Origin of the sequence: Thioalkalivibrio sp. AKL12, assembly GCF_000377925.1 — a bacterium.
GTDB lineage: Bacteria > Pseudomonadota > Gammaproteobacteria > Ectothiorhodospirales > Ectothiorhodospiraceae > Thioalkalivibrio > Thioalkalivibrio versutus.
This window is the reverse complement of the sequence record NZ_KB898889.1, coordinates 106,868-132,107: the sequence shown is the minus strand read 5'-3', so window position 1 is coordinate 132,107 and position 25,240 is coordinate 106,868. Positions and strand designations below refer to the sequence as shown.

Sequence of the window (25,240 nt, the reverse complement as noted above, 5' to 3'; positions counted from 1 at the left end):
GCGTGGTCCGACGCCGCTATTTCTCTGGCCGATTCAGCCCTTCAGGGTCGCGATGGCCTGCACCGTGTTCTCCTTCACCGGGCGCGGCCGCTCCGGCTTGAAGTTCCGGATGTACTCGACCACCTCGGGGCCGGTGAGCACGGGTACCGACAGGTCGGAAGAACGCCCCAGCGAGACATCCGGGTGGGTGAACAGCACGATCGGCTGGATCCAGCGCTTCGCCTTGCGGCTCTTCAGATATTCACTCAGCAACCACACCTGCTTCTTCACCTGCCTGATGGGATTGCGCATCTCCTTGCCATAGCGGTTTCCGCGACGCCCCGTCTTGCTCACGGTCCATTGCGACCGGCTCTCGTCACAGTCGATCGCCCCGTTGTTGTGCTTCACCTCGATCACGAACACCGCCTCCGGTCCGGTCACCACCAGGTCGGTCTCCACCATCCCGGTGCGGGACTGTTCGCTGGGCAGATCCACCTGATTGAAGATCGCAAATGAATCCGGGAGCTTCGAAAGCCAGTCCAGGGCCGCATCCTCGCCGCGCGCCCCCGCCTCGATCACCGCGCTGCCACCGATGCTTCCATACAGGGCCGCCACGCCCGCAAGCGCTACGAGCCCTACGAGCGGATGAATGAAGAAGGCCGCAACCGCGACCGGAAGGCCCAGGATCAGGACCAGATTCCGCCCCTTCGCCTGAATCGCCTTCGACTCCTCAGTCAATCGATTCGCGGTCACATACCGAGTATTCGCCATGGCCCCTTCCTTTTCATTGCCGGAACGAATCGAACGCCTCCACGATGCCAGATTGAGCCCGACTACTGGACCGGCTTCGTTCCGCGGCAGCCGGATTACTGCGTAAGCCACGCCGGGGTCTACCTTTGGATTTCGCAGGCCGGCGAAGGGTGTTGAGGTGTTCTAGACTCGAGACGGCGGCGGAGGTGTGGCTTGTGGGGTCCGCACTCCGCTTGGACGTGCTCGGTTCTGAAATGCCGCCTTCGCCGCCCCTGCATCATCCGGAGCGTCCCACGTGGATGGTGCCCACTCTTCTGGAGTGATGGCTGAAAGGTAGACGAGACGCCGGATGAGTTTTGGCGTCGGATCTTGCCTGGAGGTCACCGCTATGGATACCCCTCTTCTTGTAGCCGTGGATGTCGGCAGTCGTTTCCACCAAGTGGCGGTCGGCGATGGTACGGGACATGTGCTGGACGAGTTCCGAATCGATCACGAACCGTCTGGATTTACAGCGTTCTTCGAACGAGTGGAACGCCATCGTCGGTCGCCGGACCAGAGGGTCCAGGTGGCGATGGAAGGTTACAACGGCTGGGCACGCCCGCTGGATAGCCAGACCCTGGCCCGCGGTTGGGCGCTGTACAACGTCAATAACTTGAAGCTAGCACGGTATAAGGAGATCTTTCCGGCTCCTGCCAAGACGGACGCGATCGACTCGCGCCGCATGCTCGAGCTATTCGCGCTGGATCAGCAACCCGGGGTAGCCCGCAATGCCCTACAGCGGGTGACGCTGATCCCAAAGGCGCACCGCCATCTGAAGTATCTGACGCGCCGGCGGCGGGTGCTGGTACAGGAGCGGGCTGGGCGTCTGACGCGGCTGAACTGCGATCTACAGGCGCTTTGCCCGGGCTTGCTGTCGATCACGGGTTCGATCGACAACCGGTGGTTCCTCCGCTTCCTGACCTGCCGAGACCGCCTCACGGCGTTGCCACGAGTACGCGCCTCGACGCTGTTAAGGATACGGGGTGTTGGGCGCGCTTATCTCGCCAAGATCCAGGCATGGCAGCCGACCGCACAGTTTGCCCCGGATATCGCCTTCGGCGATATGGATGTGGTCACCGATGCACGATCGATCCTGACGCTGAGTGAGCGGATCACGGAGTTGGACACCGAGCTCGAACGCTTGGCGTGCGAGAGCCAACCGGCTCGGCTCCTGCGATCCATCCCCGGCTTCGGCCCGACGGGTGTTGCGGAGTTAGTGGGCGAGATCGGCACACTGGATCGGTTCACCAAGGAATCGGGGCTGGCCGTCTATGTGGGGATGGCCCCGCTAGCGAACAGTTCGGGCGTTCGCGATCGGGGTAAACGCCCCCGCTCCGTTAATACCCGATGCCAGAATGCACTGATGACCTGCGTGGCACGGCACATGGCCCATGTGCCCGAGTCCCGCGCGTACTACGACCGCAAACGTGCTCAAGGCAAGACGCACAATCAAGCGGTACGAACCCTCGGGCGTCACTTGATCCGAATGATCTGGACGATGCTCCGTCAAGGACGGGAGTACCACCGTCGCCCCACACGCGAAACGCCCAAGCCTTGAAAATCCGAGAGGGATGTTCAGACCTTGCCTTTTCCGTGCGTTACCGCGGTCCGACCCCGTTATAAGATCCCGATCCGGCAGCAACCTCTTGATTGCACCCTACTGCTGGAGGTCCGACCCGGTCACTCCGGATATAGACTTAGGGTACCGACGGGAGTGATACAGCTCATCTGACAGGAGAGTAGTCGCATGCTTCGCATCGCTGCTGTGTTGCTGGGTCTCCTGCTGCTTGCCGGCTGCATCAACACTCAGAGCTGGGAGGCAACGCGCGTGCTGCAGGACATCGAGGCCGGCGCGGGACCGAGCACGCTGAAGGCCCGCACCCCCGAGCCCGTGCGCCAAACGCTTACCCTCGAGACGGACGAAGGTGACATCGCGGCCGACCTCTATCATCCCCAACAAAATGTGGGGGCCCGCATCGTCCTCGTGCCGGGCTTCACGCCACAGGGCAAGGACGACCTCCGGCTGGTGCAACTCGCCACTACGCTGGCGCGGGCACGCTTCCTGGTGCTGGTGCCCGACCTGCAGGGTACGAAAGACCTCAGTGTGCGCCCTGAGGATGCCGCTGCCATCGGTGATGCCGCGGCCCTACTGGCCCGTCTGGAGGTGGACCGCGCAACCGATGAACAAGAGGTGGGGGTCGCGGCGATCTCTTATGCCGTGGGCCTTGCAGTCCTGGCGACGCTAACGCCGGAGGGGGAGGAGGCCATCGACTTCCTGGTCGCGATCGGCGGCTACTACGACACGAAGAACGTGATCACCTTCTCCACCACAGGGGCCTTCCGGGAGCCCGGATCCGCCCACTGGCAGACGCGCACGCCGGACCCGCAGGCGAAGTGGATCTTCCTGCGCGGCAATCTGCACATGCTGAATGACCCCGAAGACCGCGCGATTCTCGAAGAAATCGCGCGGCGGCGCATGGGCGACCCCAAGGCCCCCATCGACGACGTGGCCGATGATCTCGGCGATGAGGGGCGAAGCCTATTGGCGTTAATCCTGAACGATGACCAGGACCGCGTCCCGGCGCTCCTGGACGATCTGCCGGCCAGCGCGCAGGCGGCCATCGAGATGCTGTCCCTGACCAACCGCGACCTCTCGCATCTTTCCAATGGTGCCATCCTGATCCACGGTCGGGCCGACACGATGATCCCGCACACCGAAAGCGAGCGCCTCGCCCGTGCAATCGGCGACGTCGACCTGCACCTGATCGATGGCTTCTCCCACATCGATCCGCAAGGCGTGGGACTCATCGGCCAGTGGCAGCTTATCCGCGCGGTGGCGGACCTGATCGCGCGGCGGTCGAATTGACCCTGTGGATGGTAACGAGGTCCGCCCCGATATCCGTTGCTGGGTGTCAGGCAGCGGCTTCCCGGGCCATTGCGCCAAGACGAGCCAGAGCGCGTTCGAGCCGCGCATCCCAGGGCTGGGCACAGTTCAGGCGCACGTGGTGACGGAATTTTCCGGAAGGCGAAAAAAGTGGGCCCGGCGCGATACTGATCCCCTCGTCCCGGCGGTAAAGCGCCAGCGCATCCACTGCCTCCGGGAGCTCCAACCAGAGTACGAAACCACCCGTGGGCCGGGTCTGGCGTGTCCCCGGCGGGAAATACCGGGCCACTGCCCGGCTCACACGATCCACCGCGCGCGCGTAGTCTCCCCGCACTCGGCGCAGGTAGCGATCATAGCCACCGCGCTCCAGAAAATCGGCCACCGCGAACCCCGGCCAGGCGGGCGTGGAAGAGCTGCCGGAGTACTTGAGGTACTCCACCCGGTCACGGAAGCGCCCGGGCACCGCCCACCCGACCCGCAACCCTGGCGACAGGGTCTTGGAGAAAGAGCCGCAGTAGAGCACCCCGCCCCGGGTCTCGAACGCCCGTGCCGCCCACGGCCGGGGCGCCTCGAAGGCCAGATCTCCGTACACGTCGTCCTCGATCAGAGGCACGCCGCGGTCCTCCAGTAGCTCCACCAGAGCACGCTTGCGCTCGTCGCTGGCGCGATGCCCCAGTGGATTGCCAAAGTTTGGCATCAGCAAGGCGGCCTTCACCGGCCATTGATCCAGCGCCAGGGCCATGGCCTCGGGCGCAATGCCTTCGTCCGGATCGGTTGGGATCTCCAGTGCCCGCAACCCCAGGGCCTCGATCGCCTGCAGCAGGCCGTAGAAGGTGGGCGACTCGATCGCCACCACGTCGCCGGGCTCCGTCACCGCCCGCAACGAGAGCGCCAGCGCTTCCTGCGCACCATTGGTGACGACCACCTCCTCCGGCGTGATCTGGCAACCGGCATCCGCCATACGCCGCGCAATCTGCTGGCGCAGCTCGTACGGCCCGGGCGGAAACGCGTAATCCAGCTCCCGACCACCCCAGCGCGCCGGGACCCCGGCAAAGGCTCGCCGCAGACCGCGCGCGGGCAGGAAATCCGCGTGTGGAACCGCGGCACCCAGCTGGACCATGCCGGGCTCCCCGGCCGCCTGAACCACCCGCAGCACCAGCGCCTGACTGGTCACCGGCACCGGTTCATTAGCGGGACTGGAGGGCGCCGGACGCTCCGGTGGTTCCCAGGGGTGACGACGCACGTAATAGCCCGAACGGGGCCGGGCCTCGATCAGGCCGCGGTCCTCCAGCAGATGTTCGGCGGCCACCACCGTGGACACACTCACCCCGAACTGGGCCGCGAGCTTACGGACCCCGGGCAACCGGTCACCGGGCCCGTGAACGCCCGCCTCGATCGCCGCCTCAAGCGCCCTGGCCACGGCCTCGTAGCGATGCCCCACCGGCCCTTCCATCACAGTTACCTCCCGAAGCGACCGGCACAGTTATGAAAACTGCGTATCTGTACCGGTTCATTCGCAACTCTACTACATCTGTATGGATGGGCAGGCCCCACGTAGGCTGTATCGGTATCAGCGGCGCGCTGCCGCGCAACCAAGGAGCACTGCATGAGTATTCAGAACCTCGACACCGGGAACCAGTATGGCCAGTACACCGCCGACTTTGTCGACTACTGGGACGACCTGGTCGGCTGGGAAGGCCGCACGGAATCCGAAGGCGGTTTCTACGAGCGGCTGGTGAAGAACGCCGGCGGCCGCGAAGTCGCCGACGTCGCCTGCGGCACCGGCTTCAACGCGATCAACCTGGCCCGTTCCGGTCTCGTCGTCACCGCCACCGACGGTTCCGAGAACATGCTGGCCAAAACGCGCGAAAACGCGCAGCGCCTCGGGGTCACCTTTGCTCACACCCAGGTGGCGGACTGGGTACAGCTGGACCGGCAATTGGGCGAAGAGCGCTTCGACGCGCTGGTGTGCCTGGGCAACTCGTTTACCCACCTGTTCGACCACGAGGCCCGACGCGACGCGATGCACGCCTTCTTCCGGGCGCTGCGTCCCGGCGGAATGATCATCCTGGATCACCGCAACTACGATTCGATGCTCGACAACGGCTTCAGCTCGACACACCAGCACTACTACACTGGCAAGGGCGTGGATGCCTATCCCGGCGAACTCAACCGCCAGCTCGCGCGTTTCGAGTACAAGTTCCCGGATGGGGCTCACTTCCAGCTCAACATGTATCCGCTGCGCCAGGACTACGTCTCCCACCTGCTGGAAGACGCGGGCTTCATTAACGTTTCCCGCTTCGGCGACTTCGCCAGCCCCTACGAGCGCGACAACGTCGACTTCATCCAGCAGGTTGCCTACCGCCCACGCAGCTAATTCCCGGCGGCACCGCCACCCCCTACCGGGACCCCACCCGCCCCGGGCCGCACAGGCGGCTCGGGGCTTTCGGCCGTTTCGGCGTTCGGGGAAGCCGCCACGACGACGAGCGCGCATTCACCGCGCCCCGGCCGCAGGCATTCGATATCCCGCATCCCGGAAAGTGACCCCGCCGGGGTCAAACCTTGCCTTTTGCCCTCCGCCGGAAACTAGCAGAGGCAAAAGGCAAGCTCTGAGCCCATAGCTCACCAGGTGGCGTGACCCAAACCAACGAGTCTCGGGCAAACCCGGGGCGGTTCAGTGTCCGAAATCGCCTGACCACTACACCTCTTCTTTTGTTTTTCCACACGTCGTCGCGCCACGCGTCATGCGGCGGGCGCGCCTCCTCCGCGGACGAGCTCGGTCAGCGCATTCAGGGCGTCGCTGGCCGTGAAGATCCCCAGGAACCGGCCATCTTCATCGTTGACGATCACGCTGCCCACCTTGTTTTCCGACATGGCATACGCCACCTGGTCCAGAGGCGTGGTCGCCGTCACCGTCAGCGGGTCGGCCGCCATGATGTCGGAGGCCCGCACCTGATTGATCTCGGTGAGCGGCAAGCCCAGAACCACGCGGACCTCGCGGTCACTGACCAGCCCCACCACCGACTCACCGCGCACGACCGGAAGATGGCGCACGCCATGCCGCTCCATCAACGCCCGCAGCTCGTCGATCGCCATATCTTCGTTGGCAGTGACGGGGTCGGGGGTGGTGAACTCCTCCACCGGTACATTCATCGACGTCATGTCCAGCACTCCTGTGATTGCTGCAGCCCACGGTATCAGATACACGCGAGCGTATCGGGCCCGGCCCTTCCCAAGGTGATGCGTCCCTGTGCAGTTGGCCTTCCATGGCTGCCCCCCTTTGTCTCCCTGGTTCTAGCGCTTGACCTCCATGTGGATCTCGATGGTGCGCAGGAGCTTCTGGCGGTCGATCCAGCCAATGGCCCGGCCGGATGCCTCCAGCACCGGGATCTGGTTGAGGTTGTGCTCACTCATGAGCTGCAGGATCTCCTCGGCCTGCGTATCCGGCGCAACCTGTCTCAGCGAATCCGCGGGGGTCATGATGTCGGCGATCCGGGTGGTCGCCCACCGCTCCCGCGGCACCTTGCGGCTGTCGCTCAAGGTCACCAGCCCCTGCACCCGCTCTGGCTCGCCGACCAGAAAGGAGCGGCGCCCGTCCGGCAGGACGCCCTGGTCGATCCACTCCTGGATGGACGCATCCGGGCTGACGAAGGGCGGCTCCGGATCGGCCAGATCCCGCGCGCGGACACCCGCCAGCCGGTCGCGCATCTCGTACATCCGCCCCTGCCCTTCGGCCATGGTCAGCAGGAACCAGGCGATCAGCATGATCCAGACGCCGCCGATCAGGTTGCCGATCACTACGAGATTCCAGAAACCGAAGCCGAACAGGAGGAACGCCACCATCCGCCCGCCCCAGACTGCGGCCGCCACCGCCTTGCGCGGGTCGCCGGTGATCTTCCACACCAGCGCCCGGAACACCCGTCCCCCGTCCAGCGGAAAACCGGGGATGAGGTTGAATACCGCCACCACCAGATTGATGAACGCCAGCCAGCCCAGCGCCACCGACACCGGCTCGTACCAACCGGAGGCGATCTGCGCGAGCCCCCCGAAGGTCAGCGCCAGGCCCACACTGACTGCTGGCCCGGCAATCGCGATCCAGAACTCGTCGTCCGCGCGCTCGGTGTCCCTTCCCATCTGGGCCAGCCCGCCGAAGATGAACAAGGTGATCGATTCCACCGGCACACCCCGTCGGATGGCCACCACGCTGTGGCCCAGCTCATGGGCCAGAATGGAGGCAAAGAACAACAGGGCCGTCACCACCGCGGTACCCACCACCATCGGCAGCGTCCACTCCGGAAACTGGTAGTGGAAGCCGGTGCTCATGGTCGCCAGCAGTAGCAGGAGGATGAACACCCAGCTCACGTGGATCTGGATGCGGATACCGCTGATGTGGCCGAGGACCAAGACCGTCTTGAACATACTTCCGCTCCTTGCAAGGGGGGAGCGGCCCCGTATCGAACAGCCAGGACCACCTGACATCCATTATGTGGCCCCGCGGCACCGCCCGCACAGGAGAGAGACCCCCGACGCCGGGTTCAGACCTTGCCTTGTGCTCACAAAAACCGGACGGGGAAAAGGCAAGGGCTGAAGGTAGACCCCATTTTCTTGCGCGGGACCCCGACGTGTGCGCGGAAACCTGGTCCGGCCCCGTCAGACCGTCAACAAATCAGGAGTGTCCTTTTCTTCGCGTGTCTTCGGCCGCGGGGTCTCCTCCCAGGTCCCCGAGTGCTGCCTGAAGGGTCTGCACGATCTCGCGCTCATCCTTGCCGTAGGCATCAACCGAAATCGGCTCGCCAATGACCACGCGCACCTTCTTGCCAGGCCGCGGGAACACCCGGCCCGGGGCCATAACCTCGCGGGTGCCCTCGATCCATACCGGCACCACGGGCACGGGCTGTGCTGCGAGCACCAGCCCAATGCCGGGCCGCAGGCGCTGGAGATCACCGTCCGGGGAACGCTGCCCTTCCGGAAACCAGACCAGGCTGTGGCCACGCTGCACCGTCGCAGCGGCCTGCAGGAGACTGCGCCGCGGTGCCGCGGCGGGATCGACCGGCAGAATACGCGCAATGCGACTGAACGCGCGGGAGAACCGGTTGGAAAACAGATAGGCCTCCAGACCCGCCCAGTACAGCGCCTCCAGCTGCCGCGTGCTGAACGCCGGCAGCAACGCCAGCGGGTCCACGAAGCTCAGATGGCGCGGCGCAATGATATGGGGACCCGCGTCTGGCCCCGGGAGACGGCCCCGCACCTCCACGCGCATCAACAGACGGGCCAGCAACCGCGTAGACCCAAGGAGCAGACGCCCGGCCACCCGGCCGGCCGATCCCGGCGGTTCCAGCGCCCTCTGCTGGACATCTTCAAGGAAAGACTCGGGATCCTGGAGCTGCTGTTTGAGCTCCCCTCGCCCTTCCTTCGCCTCCGCGGCTCCGGCCGCCTCCTTCAGCAGGTCACGCACCGTTTCCACGCGCTCGATCGCCGAATCGTCGAGGTCGATGGCGGCGCGATCCTCCAGCGCAAGCGTCAGATCCACCCAGTTGAGCGAATCGATCCCGAGTTCGTCTGCCAGCATGCTGTCCGGCGTCAGACGCAGGTCATGAAACCGTTCGGCAAGATAGGTCCATGTCTGCTCCGCCGCGGGATCCGAAAGCAGCTGCTGGTCTTCCGGCGCCCAGGATTCCGGCGAAACCGGCTCCGGCCGCGCCTCGGAAACGGTGTCCTCCCGACCCAGCTCCTCGAACAGCTCTTCCAGCTTGTGCCGACGCAACTTGCCCAGGCGCGTGCGCGGCAATGGGTCGAGCGCAACGCGCACCGTGCCCGGGCGATGATGGCTTGGCAGTTCCTTCGCCGCGCGGTTCACCGCCTCCTTCAGGCGCTTCTCGAGATCGTCGCCGGTCACCTCGCGCAGCAGACCCGATTCGGGCACAACGACAGCGGCCAGGCGATCTTCGTGCGCCAGAACCCCGGCCTCGCGTACGTCGTCGATCATCTTCAACGCATCTTCCACCCGTTCCGGATCAACGTTCTCGCCACCCGAGAGGACGATCATCGAAGATTCCCGCCCGTGCAGGTGCAGATAACCGTCATCGTCGATCTCGCCGGTATCGCCGGTGCGGTACCAGCCGTCTTCGTCCAGGGCTTCCTTGGTCTTGTCCGGCAGGTTCAGGTAGCCGGAGAACACGTTCGGCCCGCGCGCCATCACCTCGCCACGCCCGTCACCCGACTGTGAATCGTCGATCTTGAGCTCGACCCCGGGCAACGGCAGACCGGCGGCCTCGATCTTGAGCCGATCCGGCGGGTTGTAGGTCAGGATCGGGGAGGTCTCGCTGAGGCCGTAGCCGGTCGCCACGTCCCAGCCCAGCGCCTGCAGGTTGCGCGCCAGCTCCGGATCGAGCGCCGACCCGCCAGCGACGACCAGCCGCAGGCGCGGGGCCAGGCGACTGTGCAGGCCCTTCAGCAGCCTCCGGCCGAGGTTGAGACCGAGCCGGCGGCGCGCCAGCCTGGAGACACCGATGATCCGCCGGAACACGAACGCCGCCAGCCCGCCGCGCCCCGCGACCCGATCTTCCAGGGCCTGCCACACGGCCTCGTACAACCGCGGCACCCCAAGCATCACCGTGGCCTCGCCCTCGCGAAGCGCGCGCACGATCTGCGGACCCACTAGCGAGAACGGCACGATGATCGTCGCGCCCAGGGTCAGCGGAATCAGGATGCCCACGGTAAATGGATACACGTGGTGAAACGGCAGGGGCACCAGCACCCGATCGCGATCGTCCGCGAGCTCCTGGTCGCACAACGCCTCCACGTTGCTGCTCAGGTTGGCATGCGTCAGCGGTACGCCCTTCGGCGGCCCCGTAGTACCAGAGGTATAGAAGATCGCCGCGATATCATCCGGGCGCGCCACCGGGTCTGCCGGCTCCTTCGCAAGAAGCCCCTCCCAGGAATCCGCAGCATCGGCGTCCGCATCGAACAGGTAGGTGCGTACCTCGCCGAGGGCCTCGGGGAGCCGGTCCCTGAGCTTCGTGGTGGTGAAGATGAACCGCGGTGCGGAATCCGAAATCGCGTGGTCCAGGTCCTCGCGCGGCATCTGGGTATCCAGGGGCACCAGGACCGCACCGGCATTCATCACGCCCAGAGCCGACACTACCCACTCGGCGCTGTTGGGAGCCAGGATAAGGACCCGGTCGCCCTGCTCGACTCCGGCCTGCTGCAGCCCGGCCGCCAGGCGCCCCGCCCGTTCGAGCAGTTCCCCCCGCGAGAGGGCATCGGAGCCATCGCGGCTCATGGAGACGACCGCGTCCTGGTCCTCGCGAACGGAACGGGAAGACAGCAGTTCCCCGATGGTTTGCGCGCTCATCCTGAAATCTCCCGTACCAGAGCCTGCTCGCCCCGTCAGGCCGTGAGGCGGCGGCACGGCAGCTTCGCCAGCAGCGCCTCGCGGCGTCCATCACTGTATTGAGGCATGATTCGCCGTCTCTGTCATCCCCTCGAATCTAGGAGCTTAGGACACAGAGGAGGACCTCGAGTTTCACAATCCCCGTTCTGGCCGGGCTGACGGGGGTGCCAGTTCGTCAAGGCCCCCGCGCCTTGACGAACTGGCAGAACAAGAACTCATGGGCGTCCTCTTCCCCTGCCTCGCGGCGTGGGTGTCATCTTCCCCTGTGCTCCAGATTGGGCCCCGACGTCCAAAGGTCAGGGACGACTCGTGTCATACGTTCCGGGTGGGTCCACGTACCATTCGGCGTCCTCGAACTCGCCAATAACCCGGACGTCCAAACGAGATCATGGGTGTCCTTTTCTCGCCCGCCTGCGATGGACGTTCCGGGTCGCCGCCACGACGACGAATGCGCATTCACCGTCTCCCGGCCGCAACGGTTCGATACCCCGCATCCCGGCAAGCGGCCGCGCAAGGGTTTGTACCCAGCCATCGATCGAGAAGCCGCCCTGCAGAAGTAGCTGTTCCACTCCATCCGCGGAAAGACGCCGGGGTCAAACCTTGCCTTCCGCCGGAAACTTCCAGAGGCAAAAGGCTAGCTCTGAGCCCATAGCTCACCAGGTGGCGTGACCCCAACCAACGAGTCTCCGGGAGACCCGGGGCGGTTCACCCTTCCCGGCAGGTGATGGCGATTCGCCCGCGGCATGACTTCCCTCCCTGGAATGCCCATTTGATGGCCGAAATCACCGCTTCAAGCCCGACTCGCGCCCTTTCTATACCGGTTTCCTTCGGTTTTTCCGTACGTTACCGAGGTCCGACCCCGTTATCCCTCCGTATCCCCATCTCTCTTCTCCCTTCTCCCCGACTGCCCCCCGCCTCGCAATCAATGCCTCGCACTGCGGATCACGGTTTATGGCTCTCAAACCACTCGAGGATGAGTTCCAGGCGTTTGACCAGATTCACCGGAGTGCCGTCCCGGGACAGGTTGTGGCCTTCGCCATCGAATACCGCCAGCTCGCTCTCTACGTCGTTATTAAGCAGCGCGTAGAACCACTCCTGGCCCTGTCCGATCGGGGTCACCCGGTCATCGGTAGAGTGGATGATCAGCGTCGGCGTACTCACCTGGTCGGCGTACTTGAGCGGTGAGCGTCCCCAGTAATAGTCGTAGTTCGTCCAGATCGTGCCGCCAAACTCGGCATTCATCCTTGTCGGCACGTAGTCCTGGGTGCCGGCCTCAGAGATCCAGTTGGAGACACTGCGCTGGGTGACCGCCGCGCGGAAGCGATCGGTCTGCGTGGTGGTCCAGTTGGTCAGAAAGCCGCCATGGCTGCCACCGGTCAGAAACTGGCGCTCCTCGTCGATCCAGTCGTAGCGCTCCAACGCCGCGTCCAGGGCCTGCATGTTGTCGCGGTAGTCCACCCCACCGTAGTCCTGGTACACCGAGGCCTGGAACTCGTAACCGTAGCCGGTCGAACCCCGATAGTTGGTGAACAGCATCGCGTAGCCCGCGCCCGCGATCATCTGAAACTCGTGGAACCAGCGATGGCCCCACATATGCGCCGGACCGCCACGAATGTTCAACACCAGCGGCCAGTCATCGCCGGCGTCGAACCCTTTGGGCCGTAGCAGGAACGCATCCACCGTGCGGCCATCCTCGACCTCGTAGCTGAAGCGTTCGAGCTCGGTCCGGTAACGTGATTCCAGCAGAGTGTCGTTGAAGCCCGTCAGGCGTTGCGACTCGAACCCTTCACTGTCGGCGACGTGCACCTCCGGCATCCGGGTTTCGTCTTCGACCAGCAAGGCCAGGGACTCGCCGTCGGCGGCAAAGTCGATATCGCTGAGAGCGGCTTCATCACCGAGGACCACCTCGCTGTCACCATCGGGGTGCAAGCGAATCAGTGGACGGCTGCCGCGGAAGTCCGCCAATACCAGGGGGCGATCGAACCCCTCGGGCCACCAGGCCTGCGTAACGGAGAAGTCCATGCCATCGTGCAGTACCTTGTGGTCGTCGTTGTCGATCCCGATGCGGTGCAGTTCCACGGGACGATAACGGTCGGACTGATAGAGAAAGGCGACCTGGCGCCCGTCGGGCGAGAACACTGGGTCGGTGACACGCCCATCGGGCGCGGACAGCTTGCGTTCCTCACGGCTTTCGAGATCGAGCAGGTAGATGTCCTGATTGAAGCTGCCGTCGTACTCGCGGCCGCTGCGGTCGACATTGAACGCCAGGAAGCGGCCATCGGGCGAAACCGTCGGGTTGTTGTGGTTCCACTCGGCGTCCCCTGCCAAACGCTCGAGTTCGCCGCTTGCCGAATCCAGCAACCACAAGGTGCGGCGGCTCTCATCCAGCCAACCCTGCGACTCACGACGGCTGAGCGGCCGCGAATAGACCTTCACATCCGCCTGCGGTGCGTCATCCCCCTGCTCCTCCTGCGCGGGATCCTCGACGGCCGGGTCGATGGTCAGGGTAACGATCAGGTGTTGACCATCAGGCAGCCAGGCAAAGTGAGAAAGATCGCCCTGTTCAATCTCGGTGATGGCATGGGCTTCACCACCGTCAATGGGTATCAGATGAATCTGGGCGTCCTCGTCGACGGTCCTCAAGAAGGCCACTTGCCGCCCATCGGGAGAAAAACGGGGATGACGATCGGACTCACCCTGAGTGAACTGGCTTGCCGATTCCGAGCCATCAGCCGGCACCATCCAGATGCTCGATTCCCGATTGCGGCGTTCATCGTCCACGCGACTGCGCACGAAGACGACATGGCCAGCATCCGGCGAAAGCCTCGGCTCGGTCGCGAACACGAAGTCGTAATAGTCGGCGGGCACCATCGGCTCCGGCGGCTCCGCCCATACCGACGGCGTGTAGAAGATGACGATCAGCAACAGTGTTCGGGTCATGGAGTCCTCGAGGGAAAGGAAATGCTCCCGAGTTTGACGCAACGAGATCATGGGTGTCCTTTTCTCGCCCGCCTGCGATGGACGTTCCGGGTCGCCGCCACGACGACGAATGCGCATTCACCGTCTCCCGGCCGCATGGGTTCGATACCCCGCATCCCGGCAAGCGGCCGCGCAAGGGTTTGTACCCAACCATCGATCGAGAAGCCGCCCTGCAGAAGCAGCTGTTCCACTCCATCCGCGGAAAGACGCCGGGGTCAAACCTTGCCTTCCGCCGGAAACTTGCAGAGGCAAAAAGCGAGCTCTGAGCCCATAGCTCACCAGGTGGCGTGACCCAAACCAACGAGTCTCCGGGAAACCCGGGGCGGTTCACCCTTCCCGGCAGGTGATGGCGATTCGCCCGCGGCATGACTTCCCTCCCTGGAAGTCCCATTTGACGGCCGAAATGACCGCTTTAAGCTCGAATCGCGGCCTTCCTAGACCGGTTTACCTCGGTTTTTCCGTAGGTTACCGAGGTCCGACCCCCTTACTTAGGAGGTTTCCGAATGCCCCTTACCCCTTTTCCGCTTCACCCGGTACATTTCGCCATCCGCACGGCTCAGCAAGGTATCGGCGTCCTCTCCGTCAGCGGGATAGCAGGCCACGCCAATGCTACAAGACGGTATGATCCCGCCGAACTCGGCGCCCAGGGGCTCGTCCATGGCCGATTGAATGTGCTCGACCTTTCTGGAAACGGCACCCTCCACCTGGATATCCGTCAGCAGGACAATAAACTCATCCCCGCCCATCCGCGCCACCGTGTCCGTCTCCCGCACGCAGCCTTCCAGCCGCCGGGCGATCGTACAAAGCACACGGTCCCCCACCGCGTGTCCATGGACATCATTGATCACCTTGAAGTCGTTGATATCCAGAAACAGCAAGGCCAGGTGGTTCTGGTAGCGATGGGCCGAATGTATCGCCAGATCCAGGCGGTCATAGAACAGCGATCGGTTGGTCAGTCCTGTCAGCGGATCATGATGGGCGAGGAAGCGCAGTTCCTCCTCGGCCTCCCGCAGGGCCGTCACGTCCCGCGCAACCCCAATCCGCACACCCTCCTCCTCGACCCAGTGGGCCGACCAAAGGATGTACACGACACCGCCATCTTTGCGGATATAGCGGTTACGGAAATCGACGTGAGGCTTGCCCTCCATGACCCGAACAATGGAGGCCAGTGAGGCCGCCAGGTCTTCCGGATGCATATAGTCGGTGATCGTGGTTCCGATCAGCTCCTCCGCGCGATAACCAAGCAGATCCTCACAGGCATCGGTCACGAAGACGATCTGATTGTCCCGATCGACCACAAAGACCGTGTCGAGGATCAGATGGATCAGCCTGGCCGAGAGCGCTTGAAGGTCAACGGGCATTGGTCAAGGATATCTGGTCCACGGACTCACACTCTAGGGAAACACTGATTAATGTACGCACGCGCGCTCGAGTCGCTTTTGCGTGCGAACAAGGCGCGGTGACTGCCGTGCCGTCATTCTGCACGAGGGAGCCGCAACCGTTCGGCGACGGGACGTTCGGCGACGGGGTCGGACCACGACAACCTACTGTCTTCATGGATTTATATCGCGCAAAACCCCCTTTCTAGAGGCTTATCCGCCCCATTTCGCCGTCAAAACCGTTGATCAACCCCATAACTCGCCCCATCGTCGCGCACCCATGCGGTATCCCCCGTCTGTTCAACGTGGCGCCCCGGCGACCGCACCCCCAGCGCCCCGTGCACTTCGTCCACATACGACCGGTCCCCTACCGCTACGGCCGTCGTCCACCACTCATCCCGACTGGCGCGATCCGAGGCCAGCGCCTCCTCCACCCACAAACGATGACACTCTCTCAGCTCGGCTACGGAACCGATCTCCAGCGTATCCAGCAGGGCCTGCTCATCAATGACTCGGTAACGGTCCGGTGGTGCCTGGATCTCGCGATATCCGCTGGCTTCCCACTCCGATGGATGCTTCACCACCCCCGCCCGGACCATGTTCAAGTCGATGTACACCAGGCAGCGCGCGAGGTGGGTCCCGGTCTGCACGGCAGTGGCATGGTAGCGGTCTTCCCAGAAAGCGCCCTTGCGCGCCTTCCGCCGGTTGTATGACTGGCCAACCCGGCCCGCCATCAACTGCATGGAACGCGCAATCTCGCCTCCGCCCCCATCGCGCACCAGCAGGTGTACATGGTTGGAGGTCACTATGTAGTTGAGCACACAGAGTCCGTAACGCTGGCGCGCCTGGTACAGCCAGTAGCGCCAGAGCCTCCGGTCGCGGGCAAACTTCAGCAGAAACGCCTGCTTGTGACAACGATGCGTAACGTGCCAGACATGGCCCGGCAGATGATGGCGATTCGCCCGTGGCATGGCTTCCCTCCCTGGAATGCCCATTTGATGGCCGAAATGACCGCTCTAAACTCGAATCGCGACCTTTCTAGACCGGTTTACCGCTGTTTTTCCGTAGGTTACCGAGGTCCGACCCCGTTATTCTGGCTTCTTTGCCGCCACGAAACCTAGCCCGACCGCCTCAGACGGTCAAGAAGATCATGGCTGTCCTCTTCTTACGCGTCGAGGGTTAGCGTGACCGACCCCGTCATGCTTTGCCTTCTGATGGAGTCATCATAGGGGCCCTCAATTGTGAATCCGATTCGTACGGTACCAAAGCCGATGGGACAACATGCGCCGCGTCCTTTAAATGCAGCTCTTGGTCATCAAAGAAAATATGCGGCTTGAATGCGCTCAACACCTTATCCTTCTTAACGCCTCCGAGAAAAAACACCTCATCCACGTAAATACCCCAGTTCCGGAGGGTGTTTACCACCCGAATCTCTGCAGGCGCATTTCGAGCGGTGACGATAGCCACACGGACCTCACACCCCTCCACCCCCCCGGGCAATCTTTCCTGAAGCCGCGATAGCTTTTTCAAAAATGACGCGTATGGACCTTCGGCCATCGGCTCATCTTTTTTCTGATCCTCGTGTTTATGAAATCCTTGCAAGCCGTCGCGTTTATAGACCAACTCACTCTGCTCATCAAAAAGAACCGCGTCCCCATCAAACGCAATCCGAACCTGGTTTTCGATGGGTGAATTACCTTCCGAGGGAGGATCCTTAAGAATCGCTGCGGGGCAATACCCCCCATCAATCACAGCTTGGGCATCATCCTTGTCCGTGGTAAGAAAAAGATCGACATCGAACGCCTCAAGATACTCAACCACGCTCTCGCCACCCGTAAACGCAAATCGCGAGACCTCCAATCCAAGATTCCTGACATTATGAAGGACCCTGACGGCTGTCTCAGGGCTATTTCTTGACATCACGACCACCTCGACCAGCGGGGTCTTGTCGGCTTCTGCATGTCGATTCAATCCCACAAGACCTTTCATTAGCGGCATGCCAGTGCCGTCCGAAAGAGACTCGAGCTCCCTTTCCAACATATACTCTCGGTACCGACGAACCGCTTGGGAAGGATTTTCAGAAATCTGCTTTTTAAAGAACTGGTCTTCTTCTGAAAGATCAAACAGTGCGGTAGCCGAAATACCAACGACCAAAGTGTCTCTTAAATCAAATGCCATATGAATTAATACTCATAATCAAGAGAGGATGGGTTCATTACTCCTTCAACACCCCTCCTTTCTATTCCTTTTTGGATCGCGTTATAAATTCGAAGGAAACTCGGCACGTCTATCTCTATCCCTACTTTCCGGCCGTGCTGCCGACATACCTCCGGAAGATTATTTAGATTCTCACGATAGGGAAAGCAATCTGATACTCGAGCTACGCCCTTGAACTCCAAGAGCTCCCTTCTCTTTACCAAGCTTCTCCGAAACACACTAACCAACCACCCATCAAGCTCTTGCAGCTGTTTCTCATTGGTCACCAATGGGTAAAAACTCATCAACCCCTTAAATTTGATACTTCGGGCCCGCCCGGATATGTATTTCCGAATTTTATCTTCGTTTAGTTCACCGTATAGATAGCGCCGAACTTGCATAATCGAACGCACGAATTCGGGATCCAGCTCTCCTACCCGCAACGACCTCGGACCACCCCAGCGCCCGCGAAGCGGTAGAATTAGATTGCGGTAAAGTATGAGGCCAATCTCACGCTTGATCCTAGAAATTTTTTCTTCTTTGATCGATACGGCATCTACTGATATGGAATACCCAAGAAAATCGACTTTGGTTGCGGGATTACTCAACTCCACTGGAAGTCCTTCACGAGACAAGAGCCGAATCCCGTTCGATTTTCTGGCGTTTATTGGAACACCCGCCGAATCAGAGAAATTATTTATTAACGAGAATGCGCGGCAAATCTTAGAATAATCTGGATCCCAGATTAAAGTGTCGTCAGCGTAGCGCGCAAACTTCAGGCCCTCTCGCTCAAAACCTAGGTCCAACCTCCAACAGACAATATTTGCTAAAAACAGTGAAAGCGATGTCCCTTGCGGTATACCGGAACCAGTTCCATCTAGAAATGACCGGACTATCCGGCGCTCCTCTTCAGAGACAACGAAGCCATTCTGATCAAACTGGTCGAATAGGTAGCTGTGAGAGATTGATCCGAAGAAATCTGAAAAATCGAATTCCGCCACAAAGGTCCGAGCTTCTCGAGCAATATCCACCCATGCATCTTGTATGGCAAAATGGACGTTTCGGTCATTCCGGTAAGCATAAGAGAATGCGCTGAATCGGTGTTTATTTTTGTACAACAAACGGCGATAGTAAATACTAGATACGGCAGCATCTGGGATCTGAAAGATATTTACATCACGAACCCCACCATCAGACTTCGGTACTTTGTGAACATGGGGAGGATAGGGAGCGTACACACCAGCAGAGATCTTTCGAGATATCGATTTCGCTATGCTTCGAGAATTTGCTCTTACGTAGAATGGGTTAAATTTCCTATCATGACCCCAATAATCCGGCTTATAGATCTCCTTCTTCGGAGGATTGAGGAATCTGTCGCGATTACGGGAAAACTCTATGTGAAGTGCATTATGGTAAGCATGGTAACGGTTCGTGAGTTTTTCCGCCTCCTGCTTGATCTCCCTCTCCAACAATTCACGAAAACTCATCAACCCTCCTACTAAAAACAAAAGGCCCGATCATCTTGATCGGGCCTTCCACGGGCGTCACCACGAAAAAGTACGTTTCCATCTGGTTGAGCAGAATCGCTTCATACTCCCCAAAAGCCGGGTCGAGCCCGGCCAAAGGCCGCCCGTTTCCTCCCTTGGAGGATGCCTCAACCGTAAAGCAAACTTTGGGGCAGGGCAACCGTGGCTAGGCACGAGTCAGGATCTAGCGCATAGGCCGCGGGATCCAACCTTGCTTCTTGCCCCGAACACGATGAGTTCAGTTACAAAAGAGGGCGCCGACCGGCGCCCTTTTCGTCTGGGTCGTGGCCGCTTCCCCGGCTCCTTCCCTGGTGGCTCGCTTCGCCGGGTCAATCCCAGCTCAGCGCCCCCCCCGTCTGATACTCCGTAACCCGCGTCTCAAAGAAGTTCTTTTCCTTCTTCAGGTCCAGCACTTCGCTCATCCACGGGAACGGGTTGTCGGCGCCCGGGTACATTTCGGTCAGGCCGATCTGCGCGCAGCGGCGGTTGGCGATGAAGTGGAGGTATTCCTCGAACATCTGCGCGTTCATGCCGAGCACGCCGCGGGGCATGGTGTCGCGGGCGTACTGGGCCTCGAGCTCCACCGCATCACGGATCAGGGTGTGCATCTCGTCCTTGAAGTCTTCGGTCCACAGGTGCGGGTTCTCGACCTTGATCTGGTTGATCACGTCGATGCCGAAGTTCATGTGCATGGACTCGTCGCGCAGGATGTACTGGAACTGCTCGGCGACGCCGGTCATCTTGTTGCGTCGGCCCATGGAGAGGATCTGCACGAAGCCGACGTAGAAGAAGATGCCCTCGAACACGACGTAGAAGGCGATCAGTTCGCGCAGCAGCTTCTGGTCCGCCTCCGGCGTGCCGGTGCGGAAGTTCGGGTCCGCCAGGTGCTTGGTGAACGGCAGAGCCCATTCGGCCTTGACGGCGACGGAGGGCACCTCGCGGTACATGTTGAAGATCTCGCCCTCGTCCAACCCCAGGGACTCCACGCAGTACTGGTAGGCGTGGGTGTGGACTGCTTCCTCGAAGGCCTGGCGCAGCAGGTACTGGCGGCACTCGGGGTTGGTGATGTGGCGGTACACGGCCAGCACCAGGTTGTTCGCCACCAGCGAGTCGGCGGTGGAGAAGAAGCCCAGGTTGCGCTTGACGATGGTGCGCTCGTCCTCGGTCAGCCCGTTCGGGTCCTTCCACAGGGCGATGTCCGCGTTCATGTTGATTTCCTGCGGCATCCAGTGGTTGGCGCAGCCATCCAGGTACTTCTGCCAGGCCCACTTGTACTTGAAGGGCACGAGCTGGTTGAGGTCCGCGTGGCAGTTGATGATCTTCTTGTCATCCACGCGGATGCGCTCGGCACCCATCTCGATGTCTTCCAGGCCGGTGCCGGTCAGGGCCTCTTCGTTCGGCTCGGCCAGCGGCTGGCCGGCGTTCTCCGGCTCCGGCGGGACGCTGGGCGCAGCGCCGGCGGTGCTCATCAGGGCTTCGTTCTCCTGAAAGCCCATGCCCGGGCGTACGGCGGGTTGTTTCTGGCCTTCGCCTTTTACGGCGGCAATCGGATCGTCCCAGGAAAGCATAGTGTCCCTCTTCTTTCGGTGGCGGCCCGGCGCGGTGGCTGGGCCTTTGTTCAGTTTGCTTGGTCGTACGGTTTCGCTGCCCGCTCGCGGGCGGACCTTACTGGCAGGCCTCGCAGTCCGGGTCGAGGATGGAACACGCCGTGGGCGCTTCCGGCTCGGACGCCTGCTGGCCGCCGGAGACGGCGTTCAGCTTGTTGGCGCGCGAGGAGTCGGCCACGGTGCTCTTCTCCACGTGGGTCGCGCCCATGGAGCGCAGGTAGTAGGTCGTCTTCAGCCCGCGCACCCAGGCCAGCTTGTACAGGGCGTCCAGCTTGGGCCCGGAGGGCTCGGCCATGTACAGGTTCAGGCTCTGCGCCTGGTCGATCCACTTCTGCCGGCGCGAGGCGGCCTCGACCAGCCAGCGGGTGTCCAGCTCGAACGCGGTGGCGTACAGGGCCTTGAGGTCCTCCGGCACGCGGTCCAGCGGCTGCACCGAGCCGTCGTAGTACTTGAGGTCGTTGACCATGACCTCGTCCCACAGCTCGCGGTCCTTCAGATCGCGCACCAGGTACGGGTTGATCACGGTGAACTCGCCCGACAGGTTCGATTTGACGAACAGGTTCTGGTAGGTCGGCTCGATCGACTGCGACACGCCACAGATGTTGGAGATGGTCGCGGTCGGCGCGATCGCCATGGTGTTGGAGTTACGCATGCCGACCTTCTTCACCCGCTTGCGCAGCTTGTCCCACTCCAGGCGCTGGGTGGTGTCCATCTGCAGGTAGTCGCCGCGGGTCTCGGCCAGCTTTGCGACCGAGTCGATCGGCAGGATGCCCTGGCTCCACAGGCTGCCGGGGAAGCTCTCGTAGCGCCCGCGCTCCTCGGCCAGATCGGTCGAGGCCTTGATGGTGTAGTAGGACACCGCCTCCATGGAGGCATCGGCGAACTCCACGGCGGCCTCGGAGGCATACGGCAGGCGCAGCTTGTACAGCGCATCCTGGAAACCCATGATCCCCAGGCCCACCGGGCGGTGGCGCATGTTGGAGCGACGCGCCTGCGGCACGGAGTAGTAGTTGTAGTCGATCACGTTGTCGAGCATGCGCATGGCGGTGTTCACGGTGCGCTCGAGCTTGGCCTGATCCAGCTCGCCGTTGTCGCCTATATGCGCGGCCAGGTTGATCGAGCCCAGGTTGCACACCGCGATCTCGTCATCCGAGGTGTTCAGGGTGATCTCGGTGCACAGGTTGGAGCTGTGGACCACGCCGGTGTGCTGCTGCGGGCTGCGCAGGTTGCACGGGTCCTTGAAGGTGACCCACGGGTGGCCGGTCTCGAACAGCATGCCGAGCATCTTTCGCCACAGGTCGACGGCCTTCATGGTCTTGTACACGCGCATCTCGCCGCGCGCGGCCTTCTCTTCGTACTCGCTGTAGCGCTTCTCGAAGTCGGCACCGATCAGGTCGTGCAGGTCCGGCGCCTCGTTCGGGGAGAACAGGGTCCAGTCACCGTCCTCGGCCACACGCTTCATGAACAGGTCCGGGATCCAGTTGGCGCTGTTCATGTCGTGGGTGCGGCGGCGGTCGTCGCCGGTGTTCTTGCGCAGCTCGATGAACTCCTCGATATCGATGTGCCAGGTCTCGAGGTAGGCGCACACCGCGCCCTTGCGCTTGCCGCCCTGGTTCACCGCCACCGCGGTGTCGTTGGCCACCTTGAGGAACGGGACCACGCCCTGCGACTTGCCGTTGGTGCCCTTGATGTGGGCGCCCATGCCGCGCACGCGGGTCCAGTCGTTGCCCAGCCCGCCGGCAAACTTGGACAGCAGCGCGTTGTCGCGGATGGCGCTGTAGATGCCGTCGAGGTCATCCGGGACGCTGGTCAGGTAGCAGCTGGAGAGCTGCGGACGCAGGGTGCCGGAGTTGAACAGGGTCGGCGTGGAGCTCATGAAGTCGAACGAGCTCAGCAGGTTGTAGAACTCGATCGCGCGCGCCTCGCGGTCGATCTCGTTGATCGCCAGGCCCATCGCCACGCGCATGAAGAACGCCTGCGGCAGCTCGAAGCGGATGCCGTCCGAGTGGATGAAGTAGCGATCAAACAGGGTCTGCAGGCCCAGATAGGTGAACTGCAGGTCGCGCTCGGGCTTGAGCGCGGCGCCCAGGCGTTCCAGGTCGTAGCGGGTCAGCTCGCTGTCGACCAGCTCCAGCTCGGCGGCGCGCTTGATGTAGGCACCGAAGTAATCGGCGTAGCGCTCGGCCAGCTGGGCCTGGGTGGCCTCTTCCGGGCGGCCGTGCACGAAGCTCAGGGCCTCGCGGCGCAGCGCGTCCATCAGCAACCGCGCGGTGACCTCGGAGTAGTTGGGCTCCTTCTCGATCATCACCCGCGCGGCCATCACCAGCGCGGTAGAGACATCCTTCTCGGCCACGCCGTCGAACAGGTTGCGGCGGGCCTCGGTCAGGATCTTCTCGCCATCCACCTGCTCGATGCCGGCGCAGGCCTCGGCGACCACCGCCTGCAGGCGGTCCTCGTCCAGCGGGGCCAGGGTGCCGTCGGCCCGGGTCACGTTCAGCGTGGCGGCGTCGGCTTGTTCGTCCGCACCCTGCTCGGCGGCCTCGGCGGCGCGCTTCTGCGACTGCTGCTCGCGGTAGATCACGTAGGCCCGCGCGACCTTGTGGTGGCCGCTGCGCATCAGCGCCAGCTCCACGTGGTCCTGGATATCCTCGATGTGGACCGTCATGCCCTGGGTCCCGGCGCGGCGGAACAGGCTGTCCACCACCTGCCCGGCCACTTCCTTCGACACCTCGTGGATGCGCCGGCTGGCGGCGGCATTGCCGCCCTCCACCGCGAGGAAGGCCTTGGTCACCGCGACCTCGATCTTGGAGGCATCGAAGCCGGTCACCTTGCCATTGCGGCGAATCACCTGGTGCTGGCCCGGGCTGGTCGCCAGGACCTCGGCCGACGGTTCGGCTTGCGGCGGGTACTGGGTGCCCTGCTGGGCTGTGGCAGTATGGGAATCGCTGTGCATGACGGGCCTCGCGCTGGTGTTGGATCGAACGTGAGATACTATAGATCGGGGATCGAGAACTGCATAGCCACTAGATATAGTGGCTCCCGGAAGAACAAACCGCGCACAAGCCGTGGGCAAGCTGTGGATAAAAACGCCCATTCCCCGTCCTGTCGCCATTCCTGGCGAGGCACCCCGGTTATCCACCAAACGCCGATGTAGTGACTCCCCGCCGGGTGCCTGCGGCCCACGCGAACATGAAAATGTTTTATGGCCCGCGATTACCGAATCGGTATCGCGCGCGGGGACCGCTTTGGGGCATCCACGTCCGGCGTGGCGATGTTGGACAAAGACCCGCCGCGTCCCAATAATCCCCGCCTTATCGAACCCGTATTTTTCGCGTTGCCGGCCACCCTGGCAGCGCCAGCCGTATTCATCGTATCGACAGGGAGTACCGCATGAGCGACGCCAAGGACCCATCCGACAAGAAGAGCAAGCAGGCCGGCAAGAAGGACGCCCCCAAGGCCGCCGTCGCGACGGGTGCCATGCAGGCAGCCGCCGGCGCCGTCTCGCTCTCCTCCGGCGGCGACACCGCGACCCAGCCGAAAAAGGGCGGCAGCGAGAAGGCGCCGCGTCACTGCCCGCTGCTGATCCTGGGCTCCGGCCCGGCCGGCTGGACCGCCGCCGTCTACGCCGCGCGCGCCAACCTGAACCCGGTCGTGATCACCGGGCTGGAACAGGGTGGCCAGCTGATGACCACCACCGATGTGGACAACTGGCCCGGCGACAACGAGGGCGTGCAGGGCCCCGAGCTGATGCAGCGCATGCAAAAGCACGCCGAGCGCTTCGACACCGAGGTGATCTTCGACCACATCCATACGGTGCAGCTTAAAGACAAGCCCTACCGCCTGATCGGCGACTCCGGCGAGTACACCTGTGATGCGTTGATCATCTGCACCGGCGCCTCCGCCCAGTACCTGGGGCTGGAGTCCGAGACCACCTTCGCCGGCAAGGGCGTGTCCGCCTGTGCGACCTGCGACGGCTTCTTCTACCGTGGCCAGAAAGTGGCGGTGATCGGTGGCGGCAACACCGCGGTCGAGGAGGCGCTGTACCTGTCGAACATCGCCTCCGAGGTCACCCTGGTGCATCGGCGCGATTCGCTGCGCTCGGAGAAGATCCTGCAGGACAAGCTGTTCGAGAAGGAAAAGAACGGCAACGTCACGATCGAGTGGAACCACACCCTGGAAGAGATCCTCGGCGACGAGACCGGCGTGACCGGTGCGCGTCTCAAGAGCACCGAGTCCGGAGAGACCAAGGATCTCGAGCTGATGGGCGTGTTCATCGCCATCGGCCACAAGCCGAACACCGACATCTTCCAGGGCCAGCTGGATATGGCGGGCGGCTACATCAAGGTGCAAAGCGGGCTGGAAGGCAATGCCACGGCCACCTCCGTGCCGGGCGTGTTCGCCGCCGGCGACGTGATGGATCACGTCTATCGCCAGGCGGTCACCTCCGCCGGCACTGGCTGCATGGCCGCACTGGACGCGGAGAAGTACCTGGACAAGCTCGGTTGATC

18 protein-coding genes and 1 pseudogene are annotated in these 25,240 nt (G+C 62.7%); 5 read left to right on the top strand and 14 right to left on the bottom strand.

The genetic code is table 11. The features are described from left to right. Positions 1 to 33: 33 nt before the first annotated feature. Complete coding sequence (locus tag D579_RS0100545) at positions 34 to 750, bottom strand: nuclease-related domain-containing protein (protein ID WP_018950753.1); 717 nt, start codon at positions 748 to 750, stop codon at positions 34 to 36. A 367-nt stretch (positions 751 to 1,117) separates the two neighbouring features. On the opposite strand from D579_RS0100545, the gene D579_RS0100540 reads away from it, so the two are divergent. Then, positions 1,118 to 2,326: an IS110 family transposase gene (locus D579_RS0100540; RefSeq protein WP_018950752.1), complete on the top strand. Its 1,209-nt coding sequence runs from the start codon at positions 1,118 to 1,120 to the stop codon at positions 2,324 to 2,326. Between the two features lie 189 nt (positions 2,327 to 2,515). Next, entirely contained in the window at positions 2,516 to 3,634 is a 1,119-nt protein-coding gene (locus D579_RS0100535; RefSeq protein ID WP_018950751.1) for an alpha/beta fold hydrolase, read from the top strand. Between the two features lie 46 nt (positions 3,635 to 3,680). Here the strand turns inward: D579_RS0100535 and D579_RS0100530 are convergent, their stop codons facing one another. Next, a complete protein-coding gene (locus tag D579_RS0100530; RefSeq protein WP_018950750.1) occupies positions 3,681 to 5,105 on the bottom strand; it encodes a PLP-dependent aminotransferase family protein in 1,425 nt (474 codons plus the stop codon). A 153-nt stretch (positions 5,106 to 5,258) separates the two neighbouring features. Between D579_RS0100530 and D579_RS0100525 the strand changes: the two genes are divergently transcribed. Beyond that, on the top strand, positions 5,259 to 6,029 hold the full coding sequence (locus D579_RS0100525) for a bifunctional 2-polyprenyl-6-hydroxyphenol methylase/3-demethylubiquinol 3-O-methyltransferase UbiG (RefSeq protein ID WP_017941043.1): 771 nt from the start codon (positions 5,259 to 5,261) through the stop codon (positions 6,027 to 6,029). Positions 6,030 to 6,394: 365 nt separating this feature from the next. Here the strand turns inward: D579_RS0100525 and D579_RS0100520 are convergent, their stop codons facing one another. The 5 genes and pseudogenes from D579_RS0100520 to D579_RS0100500 all read right to left on the bottom strand — a co-directional run bounded on the left by D579_RS0100520 (position 6,395) and on the right by D579_RS0100500 (position 13,985). Beyond that, on the bottom strand, positions 6,395 to 6,814 hold the full coding sequence (locus D579_RS0100520; protein WP_017941040.1) for a CBS domain-containing protein: 420 nt from the start codon (positions 6,812 to 6,814) through the stop codon (positions 6,395 to 6,397). A gap of 132 nt (positions 6,815 to 6,946) precedes the next feature. After that, positions 6,947 to 8,071, bottom strand: a complete 1,125-nt coding sequence (locus tag D579_RS0100515; protein WP_018950749.1) for a site-2 protease family protein — start codon at positions 8,069 to 8,071, stop codon at positions 6,947 to 6,949. A gap of 247 nt (positions 8,072 to 8,318) precedes the next feature. Next, positions 8,319 to 11,006, bottom strand: a complete 2,688-nt coding sequence (locus tag D579_RS0100510) for an AMP-binding protein (RefSeq protein ID WP_018950748.1) — start codon at positions 11,004 to 11,006, stop codon at positions 8,319 to 8,321. Positions 11,007 to 11,341: 335 nt separating this feature from the next. Continuing rightward, a pseudogene (locus tag D579_RS15430) lies at positions 11,342 to 11,425 on the bottom strand (antibiotic biosynthesis monooxygenase); the annotation flags it as partial. Positions 11,426 to 11,987: 562 nt separating this feature from the next. Continuing rightward, on the bottom strand, positions 11,988 to 13,985 hold the full coding sequence (locus D579_RS0100500) for a S9 family peptidase (protein ID WP_026289394.1): 1,998 nt from the start codon (positions 13,983 to 13,985) through the stop codon (positions 11,988 to 11,990). A 53-nt stretch (positions 13,986 to 14,038) separates the two neighbouring features. On the opposite strand from D579_RS0100500, the gene D579_RS15175 reads away from it, so the two are divergent. Further along, positions 14,039 to 14,290 (top strand): hypothetical protein, encoded by a 252-nt coding sequence (locus D579_RS15175; protein WP_196800931.1) that lies wholly within the window; start codon positions 14,039 to 14,041, stop codon positions 14,288 to 14,290. Between the two features lie 222 nt (positions 14,291 to 14,512). Here the strand turns inward: D579_RS15175 and D579_RS0100490 are convergent, their stop codons facing one another. The 7 genes from D579_RS0100490 to D579_RS0100465 all read right to left on the bottom strand — a co-directional run bounded on the left by D579_RS0100490 (position 14,513) and on the right by D579_RS0100465 (position 23,685). After that, positions 14,513 to 15,385 (bottom strand): sensor domain-containing diguanylate cyclase, encoded by an 873-nt coding sequence (locus D579_RS0100490; protein ID WP_018950744.1) that lies wholly within the window; start codon positions 15,383 to 15,385, stop codon positions 14,513 to 14,515. A 251-nt stretch (positions 15,386 to 15,636) separates the two neighbouring features. Beyond that, positions 15,637 to 16,374 (bottom strand): transposase, encoded by a 738-nt coding sequence (locus D579_RS0100485; RefSeq protein ID WP_018950743.1) that lies wholly within the window; start codon positions 16,372 to 16,374, stop codon positions 15,637 to 15,639. Positions 16,375 to 16,600: 226 nt separating this feature from the next. Then, the gene (locus D579_RS0100480; protein ID WP_026289393.1) at positions 16,601 to 17,581 is read right to left on the bottom strand and encodes a 5'-nucleotidase; all 981 of its coding nucleotides are present in this window, start codon (positions 17,579 to 17,581) and stop codon (positions 16,601 to 16,603) included. Between the two features lie 5 nt (positions 17,582 to 17,586). Next, a complete protein-coding gene (locus D579_RS14435) occupies positions 17,587 to 19,086 on the bottom strand; it encodes a reverse transcriptase domain-containing protein (protein WP_081621671.1) in 1,500 nt (499 codons plus the stop codon). Then, positions 19,073 to 19,222 carry a hypothetical protein gene (locus D579_RS15170; RefSeq protein ID WP_018950741.1) on the bottom strand — a complete coding sequence of 50 codons (150 nt, stop codon included), beginning with the start codon at positions 19,220 to 19,222 and terminating at the stop codon, positions 19,073 to 19,075. Before D579_RS15170 ends, D579_RS14435 begins: the two co-directional genes overlap by 14 nt. 232 nt (positions 19,223 to 19,454) lie before the next feature. Then, on the bottom strand, positions 19,455 to 20,693 hold the full coding sequence (locus D579_RS0100470; RefSeq protein WP_018950740.1) for a ribonucleotide-diphosphate reductase subunit beta: 1,239 nt from the start codon (positions 20,691 to 20,693) through the stop codon (positions 19,455 to 19,457). A 97-nt stretch (positions 20,694 to 20,790) separates the two neighbouring features. After that, positions 20,791 to 23,685, bottom strand: coding sequence for a ribonucleoside-diphosphate reductase subunit alpha (locus tag D579_RS0100465; RefSeq protein ID WP_018950739.1), 2,895 nt, complete (start codon positions 23,683 to 23,685; stop codon positions 20,791 to 20,793). Between the two features lie 437 nt (positions 23,686 to 24,122). On the opposite strand from D579_RS0100465, the gene trxB reads away from it, so the two are divergent. Beyond that, positions 24,123 to 25,238, top strand: a complete 1,116-nt coding sequence (trxB, locus tag D579_RS0100460) for a thioredoxin-disulfide reductase (protein ID WP_018950738.1) — start codon at positions 24,123 to 24,125, stop codon at positions 25,236 to 25,238. Positions 25,239 to 25,240: the final 2 nt, after the last annotated feature.